This is a genomic window from Kitasatospora sp. NPDC036755 (assembly GCF_040636595.1).
Taxonomy (GTDB): Bacteria; Actinomycetota; Actinomycetes; order Streptomycetales; family Streptomycetaceae; genus Kitasatospora.
Window position 1 is genome coordinate 1 of the sequence record NZ_JBEZUT010000317.1, and the last position, 9,986, is coordinate 9,986.

Sequence of the window (9,986 nt, forward strand, 5' to 3'; positions counted from 1 at the left end):
GGCGCGGCGCCCCGGCCACCCCGCACCCGGCCACGCCGCCGGCGCGTCCGCCGCCGTCAAAACCCGTTGCCCGACGGAGGGTGGGCGGACCATCATCCCGTCATGAACCGTCCCCCGCACGTCACCGTCCCCCCGCACGCCGCCGCCCCGCCGCGCCTCATCGAGCTGGACGGGGGGACGCTGCGCCGCTTCGACGGCGAGGCGGACCTCCCCGAGTTCTTCGCGGTGATCGAGGAGTCGCTGGACCACCTGCGGCCCTGGATGCCCTGGGTGGCCGAGCACAGTCGCGCGAAGACCGCCGAGTTCCTCGCCGGCCGCGCCGAACTCTGGGACAGCGGGCGGGAGTTCACCTACGCGATCGTGTGTGACGGCGCGATCGTCGGCACCTGCGGGCTGTTCCGGCGCGAGGACACCCCGGCCGAAGCCCGGGAGATCGGCTACTGGCTGCACCCGGCGGCCACCGGCCGCGGGCTGGCCACGGGGGCGGCGCGGGCCCTGGCCGCCGAGGCCTTCCGCCTTCCGGGGGTGACCCACGTCGAGATCGTGCACGACCCGGCCAACCCGGCCAGCGGCGCCGTCCCGGCCCGCCTCGGCTTCACCGAGCACCTGCGCCGCCCCGCCGAGGTGCTCGCCCCGGCCGAGACCGGCGAGGAGCTGGTGTGGCGGCTGACCAGGGATCAGGCCCCGGCCCGGTGACCCGGCCCTCCCCGCCGTCCGCACGACACGCCCCAGGGGCCCGAACGGCGGCCCGCGCACTCACCCGCCGGTCTGCGGGTCCGCCGACACCCCCTCGGGAAGCTTGTACCGAACTGTCCGATTCCTCATACTTCCGGTCAGTGCCTGTCAGGAGCAGATCATCCGCCGTGCTTCCGGAGAGCACCGGCCGGGGTCCGCCCACCGCCTGACGGCGCTTCACGGCCCCGACCCCCAGGGCCGTCACCCCCTCTGGAGGAGATCGGTGAGGACCACGCGCCCCACGCCCCGCACCGGCACCACACGCCGCTTCCGCCTGCTCGCCGCCACCCTCGGCCTGCTGACCGCCACCGCCGTCGCGGCTCCCGGAGCCGCCGCCGCCCCCGTCGGCCCCGCCGAACCCGAACAGCTCTCGGCGGTCAGCGAGGCCATCCTGGGTGCCGAGGTCAACGGCACCGCCTGGTACGTCGACGAGGCCGCCGGGCGCGTCGTGGTGACCGCCGACAGCACCGTGACCCCGGTCTCGCTCGCCAAACTGATGAGCGCCGCCGGCCCCAACGCGTCCAGCGTCGACGTCCACCGCGTCCCCGGCGTCCTCTCCCCGCTGGTCGCCGCCGGCGACGCCATCTACGGCGGCCAGTACCGCTGCTCACTCGGCTTCAACGTGGTGAGCGGCAGCACCCACTACTTCCTCACCGCCGGGCACTGCGGCAACGTCGCCCCCGACTGGTACACCGACCTCAACCACACCACCCGGATCGGGCCGACCATCGCCTCGACCTTCCCCGGCCACGACTACGCGCTGGTCCGCTACGACAACAGCGCGCTCAGCCACCCCGGCGGCTTCACCTCCGCCCCGAACGCCTACGTCGGCGAGGCGGTGAAGCGCACCGGCTCGACCACCGGCACCCACGGCGGCAGCGTCACCGGGCTCAACGCCACCGTGCGCTACACCGACGGCAGCATCGTCAGCGGCCTGATCCAGACCAACGTCTGCGCCGAGTCCGGCGACTCGGGCGGCCCGCTCTACGACGGCGCCAAGGCGCTCGGCCTCACCTCGGGCGGCAGTGGCAACTGCACCTCGGGCGGGACGACCTTCTACCAGCCGGTCAACGCGGCGCTCTCCGCGTACCAGGTCAGCGTGTACTGACCCGGGCCTTCCGCGGGGCCGTCGGCCCGCCGCACCGGGTGCGGCGGGCCGACGGGCGTGTCCGGGCGGCGGCCGGTCAGCCCGCGTACACGTCCTCGACGTACCGTCCGGCCTCGATCAGACCCTGCAGCCAGTCCTGGGCCCGCTGCTCGTCGGCGCCCGGGGTGCGCTCCCGGTACAGCGTCCGGAAGGCCGCCCGCACGCCCGGCGCCATCCTGGCCCCGTCGCCGCACACGTACACCTCGGCACCGGCGCCCAGCAGCTCCCAGACCTCGGCCGCCTCGGCGGCGATCCGGTCCTGCACGAAGCGCCTCCCCCGCTCGGGCCGCTCGCTGAAGGCGGGCCGCAGCGAGACCGCCCCGGCGGCCTCGGCCGCCTCCAGCTCGCCGCGGTGCAGGTAGTCCGCCGCCGCGTCGTCGCAGCCGAAGTACAGCAGGGCCGGGGCGAGCCCGGCCCCCTCGGCGAGCAGCGCCCGGCGGTCGGCGACGGCGCCGCGGAACGGCGCCAGGCCGGTGCCGGCCGCGACCATGACCACCGGGGTGCGGTGGCCGATCCGGAACGCCTCCCGGCAGGGCTGGACCCTGGCGAGCACGGTGTCGCCGACCGCCACCCGGTCCAGGTAGCCGGAGCCGGTGCCGCGGAAGGTGCCCCGGCCCGAGCGCGCCGGTGCGCTGAGCACCGAGACCATCAGCTCGACCCGGCCCGGGTCGCCGGCCGGCGAGGAGGAGATCGAGTAGTGCCGCGGCCGGATCGGCGGCAGCAGCTCCAGCAGCGCCGGCCAGGTGAGCCGCTCCTGCACGGCCGGGTGGTCCTCGATCAGGTCCAGCAGGGTGCGCGGGTCGTCCTCGGGCAGCGCCCGCAGCGCGGCCTGCTCGGGCGGGCAGGGGTTGAGCGCGGCCAGGGCGGCACGCTGTTCGGCACTCGGGCGGTCCTGCAGCTCGACGTGGTGGGTGAGCAGCTCGCGCACCGTCAGCGGGCGGTCGACGGCCGGTCCGGTGCGCCGGTGGGCCACGATGTTCAGCACGGTGTCCGGGTCGGCGCCGAACAGCTTGGCGGCACGCTCGACCAGCAGCGGGTCGTTGGCCGGGAGCACGGTGAGGTGGTCGGCCGTCCGGTAGCCGGCCCCCTCCGGCAGGGCCAGCCGGACCAGCCGCTTGACCCGGTGGTAGGCGGGGTCGGTCAGGCTGCCGACGGCGGTGACGGTCAGCTCCGCCATGCCGTGCCGGGCGGCCAGCGCGGCCAGCGGGCCGCCGGTCACCTCGGTCACCGAGTAGGCGGCCTCCGGCTCCGGACCGGCCGGGGCGTCGGTGTCCCCGTGGCGGGCCAGCAGGGCCTCGGCCAGCGCCTCGGTGAACTGCCGCACGGTGCCGGACAGGTCGCCGGAGGCGTCGGCCTCGGCGCGGTCCAGCAGCCGGGTGCCGCCGAGCGCGGCGAGCCGGTCGTCGATCAGCACCGGGACGCGCTGGTAGGTCGCGGCGTAGGTGCGGTCGCCGATGCCGAGCACCGCGTACTCGACGCCCTCGGCGCCGCCGCCGTCCGGGGCCTCCTGGAGCCGGCGGACGAACCGGGCCGCGTCGTCGGTCGGCTGCCCGTTGTACGAGGCCGCGGTGATCACCACCGGGCGGTCGGTGGGCAGCCCGTCGGCGTACGCGTCCAGCGGGGCGGTCTCGGTCGCGCAGCCGAGGTCGGCGGCGGCCTCCGCGAGCTGCCGGGTGAACTCCCGGCAGGCGCCGTAGTTGGAGCCGTGCAGGAGCAGCAGGCCCGTCCCCCGGCGGACCCTCCCGGGGCGGCGTCCGGCGGCCGCCGGGGCGTCGGCGGCGAGCGCACCGGTGGCGGGCGAGGCCGCGCAGGCCTGGCCGGGCGTGCGCCGGGCGAGGCCGAGGGTGAAGCCGTCGGGCTTGATGGTGAGCGTCTGCTTGATGCTCAGCCGGTAGTCGGCGTGGTCGATCAGCCGGTAGCGGTGGACCAGCATGCCGAGCAGCATCACGGCCTCGTGCAGCGCGAACTGCCGCCCGATGCAGGCGCGTTCACCGGTGCCGAAGGGCTTGAAGGCGTGCGGGGAACGGGCCTCCTCGCGGCCGGGGTCGAAGCGGGACGGGTCGAACAGCTCCGGGTTGTCGCCCCACACCGGGTCCCGGTGCAGCATCGGCGTGGACACGAAGACGGTCTCCCCGGCGCGCAGCGGGATGCGGCCGCCGATCACGGTGTCCTCGCGCGCCTCCCGGCTGAACGCGGGCGCCGTCGGCCACAGCCGCAGCGCCTCGTTGAGCACCTGGCGGGTGTGGCGCAGCCGTCCGACGTCCTCGTAGGAGGGCCGCGGATCGGCCTCGGCGCCCCAGAGCTCGTCCACCTCCCGCTGCACCTGGCGCAGCACGGCCGGGTTCTTGGCCAGGTAGTACAGCGCGAAGGAGAGCGCGCCCGAGGTGGTCTCGTGACCGGCGATCAGGAAGGTGATCACCTGGTTGCGGATGTTCTCGGCGTCCAGCCGGGTGCCGTCCGAGGGCCGGACCGCGCCGAGCATCAGGCCGAGCAGGTCCTCGGCCGGGCCCTGGACGCCCTCCCCGGAGCGGGCGGCGATCACCTCGTCCACCACGGCGGCCAGGTAGTCGGCGTCGGCCCGGAAGGCCGCGTCGCGCTCGCTGTGGTCCGCCTCCGGGTCGCGGGTGAGCCTGGTCATCGACCAGTCCAGGCAGCGCACCATCGCCTCGACGAAGGGGTGCGGCTCGTCCCGCTCGAAGGAGCCGAAGTCGAAGCCGAAGCCGGCCAGTCCGATGGTGTCCAGGGTCATCCGGGTCATGTCGCCGGGCACGTCCACCGGCAGTCCGGCGGCCTCCCGCCGGTCCCAGGAGTCGACCAGCCGGCGGGCCACCCGCAGCATCACCGGGTGGTACGTGCGCATCGAGCCGAGCGCGAAGGCGGGCATCAGGATGTCGTGTGCCCGGGCCCAGTTGGGCTCGTCGTTGTACGCGGTGAACAGGCCGTCGCCGGTGAACCGGCGGACGTTCTCCAGCGCCATGCTGATCGACTTGGTGAACCGGGTCTCGTCCGCCAGCTCCTCGACCAGCTCCAGGCCGCTGACGACCAGGGTGTCCCGGCCGTGCAGCCGCTGGACGTACGCGGGCCCGTGCGCCCTGGACAGTTCCATGATGCGCAGCATCGGGGCGGCGACCCGCGGCATCGACGAGATGTCCACCAGGGCGACGCCCTTGCTCTCGGACACGGCCGCCCGTCCGTCCTCGGTCGCGCTCTCCACGGTCTCGGTCATCGGTGTGCCCCTCCCACGGCAGGAAACTTTCTGCTTCCACCACTGTGCGCCCACCGCGCTGGAGGTCCGGCCGCGATCACTACATGATTGTGTAGTGGTCGGCGCGGTTGCGGTCCAGCCCACGGACCGTCAGCTCCGGCGCCCGGAAGGAGAACCACCCATGCGAGACACCCACGACTGCGGCCCCGTACCGGCCGACCGGCCGGACCCCGCGGTGTTCTGGCGCAACCGGGCGCTGCAACTGCTGGACCACATGCCGCTGCCCATCGCGCTGTGCGACTTCGGCGGCCGGATCCTGATCGTCAACCGCGCGATGGCCGCCGAATTCGGGCGGTTGCCGGGCCAGTTGCGCGACCGTAGGATTCTGGAGTTCTTCACCCTGCTGGACAGCGGCACGCTGGAGGCGGTCACCGAGGCCATCCGGCTGCACCGCCGCTCGCAGTACCCGGCCCGGGTCTCCTGGACGCCCGCCGGCGGCCGCGAGCGGTACGGCCGGATGACCGTCGCCCTGGTCGGCGACGTCCCGCAGCGGCCCCCGAGCCTGCTGCTGTCGCTGCACGCGACGGAGCTCCCGGACGAGGCCGAGCGGGCCGAGGTCAGCCCGGTCGAGGCCCGGATCCTGGCCGCGGCGGCCCGCGGCGACACCACCGCGCAGATCGCCCGGGAGATCGGCGTCACCCCGGACGGCGTCAACTACCACCTGGCCCGGCTCTCCCGCCGCTGGCGCGTCCCCAACCGCACCGCCCTGGTCGCCCGGGCCTACGCCACCGGTGTCCTGGCGCCGAACACCTGGCCCCCGCAGCCGGCCCTTCCGGTGTGACCGGTGCGCCGGGGGCGGGGGGCTCAGACGGCCGGCCGCCGGACGGCCTCGATGAAGGCCGTCGCCGCGGACGGGTCCGGGAGCGGCCGCCCGTGGACCTCACCGAGCCGCGCGAGGGAGGTGGTCCCGGTGCTCCAGCCGTGCCCGTCGAGCCACTCGTCGGTGCCCGGGCCGAGCCCACCGCGCCACAGCTCGGTGATGTGGGTCCGCGCCGGGTCGGGCGGGGTGGCGCTCACGTCCCGGCCCTGCTCCAGCAGCAACCGGCTGCCCGGGGCCGACAGCCCCGCCACCGCCGTGAGCAGGGCCGCCGCCTCCTCCGGGGCGAGGTAGACCAGCAGCCCCTCGGCCAGCCAGACCGAGCGCCGCGCCGGATCGAAGCCGGCCCCGGCCAGCCGCTCGGGCCACCGCCCGTCCAGCAGGTCGGCGGGCAGGGCGGTGCGCCCGGCGCGCGGCACGGCGCCGAGCCCGTCCAGGACCCGCCCCTTGAAGGCGAGCACCGGGTCGAAGTCGAGTTCGAAGACCCGGGTGCCGGCCGGCCAGTCCAGCCGGTACGCCCGGGTGTCCAGGCCCGCCGCCAGCAGCACGACCTGGTCGGCGCCCGCGGCGAGCAGCCGGTCGTCGTAGTGGCGGGTGCGCAGGATGACGTGGGCGGCGAGCGCCCTGGCGAGGTCGCTGGGCGGGCCGGAGGCGGCCGGTTCGAGACCGGCGGCGGTGACGAACGCCGCCGCGTACGGGTCGACGAACAGCGGGTCGGCACGGGAGCTCTCGAAGGCCCGCACCCGGGCGACGGACAGGGCGGTGCGGGAGACCGGGCTGAGCGGTTCGGGGGTCGTCATGCCCGGCAATCTACGACGCGTCCCGCCGCCCCGATCCACCGGCCCGGACCCCGCCCCGGGCCCACCGGCCCGGACCCACCGCGCCGCGGAATTCCACAAGTCGGTCACAAGCTCTACCGGTTGCTCCCCGCGCCGGGCCGATCCCTGCCATCATCCCGGCTGAACCCGGGAGCCGCCCGGGAGAAGCCGAGGGAGTGCGATGGACGCGCGCATCAGGATCGCCGGCGGCGACGAGCCGCGGGAGACGGCGGAACTCTGGGACTGGCTGCGCCGGGAACGCGAGCTGGCGGGCCTGGTCCGCCCCCTGCCGTCCCCGCCCGCGGACGGGGAGCTGGGCGGGGTCACCGAGGTGCTGGAGATCGCCCTCGGGGCCGGCGGCGCCGGTGCGGCACTGGCCGGATCGCTGTCGGTGTGGCTGCGCACCCGGCGCGCGGACGTCTCGCTCGAAGTGACCACCAAGCGCGGCCGGGTCAAGCTGACCGCCCGCCAGATGAAGCAGGAGGACCTCGTCCCGCTCCTGGCCGAGGTGCTGAGCGACGACGATGAGTGAGCCGCCCGCACCCCCGCCACCCGCGCCTCCACTCCCCCTCCCCCCGGACTTCGCCGACTCCCGCGCGATCCTGATCGGCACCGGCACCTACCGGAACCCCGAACTGTCCCCGCTGCCCGCCGCCCTCAACAGCCTGGCCGCGCTGAGCCGCCTCCTCACCGACCCGCGGTGGTGCGGCTGGCCCGAGGAGCGGGTCACCGTGATCGAGGACGCGGCCGACATGCCCGCCCTGGTCCAGACCCTGCGGGAGCTCGCCCGCGAGACCCGCGGCGTGCTGCTGCTCTACTACGTCGGCCATGGGCTGATCCGGCCGCTCGGCCAGCTGTGCCTGACGCTCGCCCACACCTCGTCCGAGCACGCCGACGTGACCGGCCTGGACTACTCCAAGGTCCGCGAGGCCTTCCTGGGGAGCCCGGCGAAGGTCAAGGCCGTCGTCCTGGACTGCTGCTTCGCCGGCCGGGCCATCGAGGCCATGGCGGGCGGGGCCCCACCGGCCGTGTCCACCAAGATCCTCGGCACCTACATCCTCACCGCCAGCGACCGCGCGGCCCACGTCGTCCCGCTCGCCGAACAGGCCGACCGACCCACCTCGTTCACCGGAACCCTCGTCGACCTGGTCGAGGCCGGACTCCCCGACGGACCGGAGTGGCTCACCCTCGACACCCTCTACCCCTACCTGCGCGAGGAGTTGATCCAGCGCGGGCTGCCCGTCCCCAACCGGCAGGGCACCGACACGGCCGGCCGGTTCGCCTTCGCCCGCAACACCGCCCACCGCCCGGCACCGGCCCGCGACTCCCGGCTCGCCCGGGCACTGACCGCGGCGCTCGCGCAGTGCACCGGGCCCGGGGACGACGGCACGGCACCCACCGACGCCGTACCCACCGACGCCACGCCAACCGACATCGGACGACTGGCGGAGGCCACCGGGCACACCCCGGAGCAGGTCGACGCGTACCTGGCCGGCCGGGTCATCGCCCCGCGCGCCTTCCTGTTCGGCTTCGCCGCCTTCCTCGCCCGGCAGGGCCGTCCGCCGGCCCCGTCCCGGCTGCGCGAGCTCCACGACCTGCGCACCGCCGAGCTGCGGGACAGCCCCGACCCCGCCGACCAGGTGGTCTACCTCCGGGAGGTCACCGAGCGCCTCCGGCAGGCGATCGACGACCTCACCGCGGAGCGGGACGCGGCCCGCCGGGACCGGGCCGACGAGCGGGAGCGCGCACGGGAGGAGCAGGAACGCGCCCGCGCGAAGGCCGAGCGCCTCACCGAACAGCTCGCGGCCGAGCAGGAGCGCAGCCGCCGGCTCGAGGAGGAGTCCGGGGCGAGGGGTCGCCAACTGCAGGCCGCCGCCGGGCTGAACCGCTCGCTGGAGGCGGACCTGGCGAGGGTCCGGGAGCAGGCCGAACGCATCACCGCGGAGCTGCTCGTCCTGCGGCGGCAGGTCGAGCACCTGCTGGACCCGCCGCACGCGGCGGAACCGGCCGCCCCTGCCGCCACCCCGGTCGGCTCCGTCACCGCCCCGGCCGGCCGGACCGCCGCTCGCACGGCCCCGGAGCCCACCAAAACCACCAAGACCACCAAGACCACCAAGACGACCGGAACGGCCCCGGCCGCCCCGGCGGCCCTGGACCCGAAGACCCCCGGCGCGCCCCGGACCGGGAGCGCCCTGATCCCGGCACCGGCCGTCCGCACACCGCCGCCCCGCAACCCCTCGACGCCGCCCTCACCCGGCCCCGGCCCGCGCCACCCGAGGAAACGCCGCCCCGTCGCCCGCCTGGTGGCCCGCGTCACGGCCCAGGTCCTGCTCGTCCTGGTCGGCCTGGCCACCGTCGCCCTCGGCTTCTCCTGGTTCGTCGACTCCTACCAGGAGTCGGTCGCCTACCTCGGTGCCCCGGCCTGCGCCGCCACCGTCCCCGCCGCCACCACGGACTGCACCCGACACGAGACCGGCCGGGTGACCCACAAGCGGATCGACACCGGCGGCGACTCCACCAACTACGAACTGACCGTCTCCCGGGAGGCCGCGCCCACCGCCACCTACACCGTCTCCGAGGGCCTCTACAACAGCGTGCAGACCGGCGGGGACACGGACCTGACCCTCTGGAACGGGCGCGTGGTCGAGGTCTCCCACCAGGGCCACCTCTCCTCGGTCGACCACATCTCCTGGCTCAGGACCGTCGAACTCTCCCTCCTGGTCGGCGCGGGAACCGCCCTCCTCCTCGGCGGCCTGCTCCGGAGCCGCCGGGGCGAGTGGTTCGCCCCGGTCGGCAGCTGCGCCGCCCTGGCCTACGTGACCTTCATCGGCAGCATGATCCTGCTCTCGGTCCAGTGGGCCTCCGTCGTCACCATCGCCCTGGCGGTCGTCGGCTGGCTGGCCTTCACCGTCGTCACCGCCGTGGCGTGCTGGGACGACTGAGCCCGAGGCCGACCGCGTCGACCGGCTCGCCGTGGACGCGGCGGCCGGATGGCCGTCGTGGGCTCGCCGGCCGATGCCGGCGAGCCCGATCGGAAGGCGCGCCACCGCGCGCTGACCGGGCCGGTGGCCCGGCGAGCAGCCGGCCCGCCTCCCGATCCTCGGCGCGGGCCTCTACGGCGCCGACCGGCAGGCAGTCACCAGGTCGCGGGCAGGTGGATCGGGCTGCGGGTGACCGTGCCGCGCCGCCAGCGGATGTCGTCGA

The 9,986-nt window shown here is 75.5% G+C and carries 7 protein-coding genes; 5 read left to right on the forward strand and 2 right to left on the reverse strand.

The window, feature by feature from the left end; genetic code table 11:
- The first annotated feature begins 102 nt into the window (after positions 1-102).
- Complete coding sequence (locus AB0E96_RS33100; RefSeq protein ID WP_359829491.1) at positions 103-696, forward strand: GNAT family N-acetyltransferase; 594 nt, start codon at positions 103-105, stop codon at positions 694-696.
- 262 nt (positions 697-958) lie between these two features.
- Positions 959-1,843 (forward strand): S1 family peptidase, encoded by an 885-nt coding sequence (locus tag AB0E96_RS33105; RefSeq protein WP_359829492.1) that lies wholly within the window; start codon positions 959-961, stop codon positions 1,841-1,843.
- A gap of 76 nt (positions 1,844-1,919) precedes the next feature.
- Here AB0E96_RS33105 and AB0E96_RS33110 read toward each other — a convergent pair whose 3' ends face one another.
- Positions 1,920-5,108, reverse strand: coding sequence for a cytochrome P450 (locus AB0E96_RS33110; protein WP_359829493.1), 3,189 nt, complete (start codon positions 5,106-5,108; stop codon positions 1,920-1,922).
- Between the two features lie 160 nt (positions 5,109-5,268).
- Between AB0E96_RS33110 and AB0E96_RS33115 the strand changes: the two genes are divergently transcribed.
- Entirely contained in the window at positions 5,269-5,928 is a 660-nt protein-coding gene (locus AB0E96_RS33115; protein WP_359829494.1) for a LuxR C-terminal-related transcriptional regulator, read from the forward strand.
- Between the two features lie 23 nt (positions 5,929-5,951).
- On the opposite strand, the gene AB0E96_RS33120 is transcribed toward AB0E96_RS33115, so the two are convergent.
- The gene (locus tag AB0E96_RS33120; RefSeq protein ID WP_359829495.1) at positions 5,952-6,764 is read right to left on the reverse strand and encodes an SAM-dependent methyltransferase; all 813 of its coding nucleotides are present in this window, start codon (positions 6,762-6,764) and stop codon (positions 5,952-5,954) included.
- Positions 6,765-6,963: 199 nt separating this feature from the next.
- Between AB0E96_RS33120 and AB0E96_RS33125 the strand changes: the two genes are divergently transcribed.
- A complete protein-coding gene (locus AB0E96_RS33125) occupies positions 6,964-7,314 on the forward strand; it encodes a hypothetical protein (protein ID WP_359829496.1) in 351 nt (116 codons plus the stop codon).
- On the forward strand, positions 7,307-9,724 hold the full coding sequence (locus tag AB0E96_RS33130) for a caspase family protein (protein ID WP_359829497.1): 2,418 nt from the start codon (positions 7,307-7,309) through the stop codon (positions 9,722-9,724). The genes AB0E96_RS33125 and AB0E96_RS33130 overlap by 8 nt, the downstream gene beginning before the upstream one ends.
- Positions 9,725-9,986: the final 262 nt, after the last annotated feature.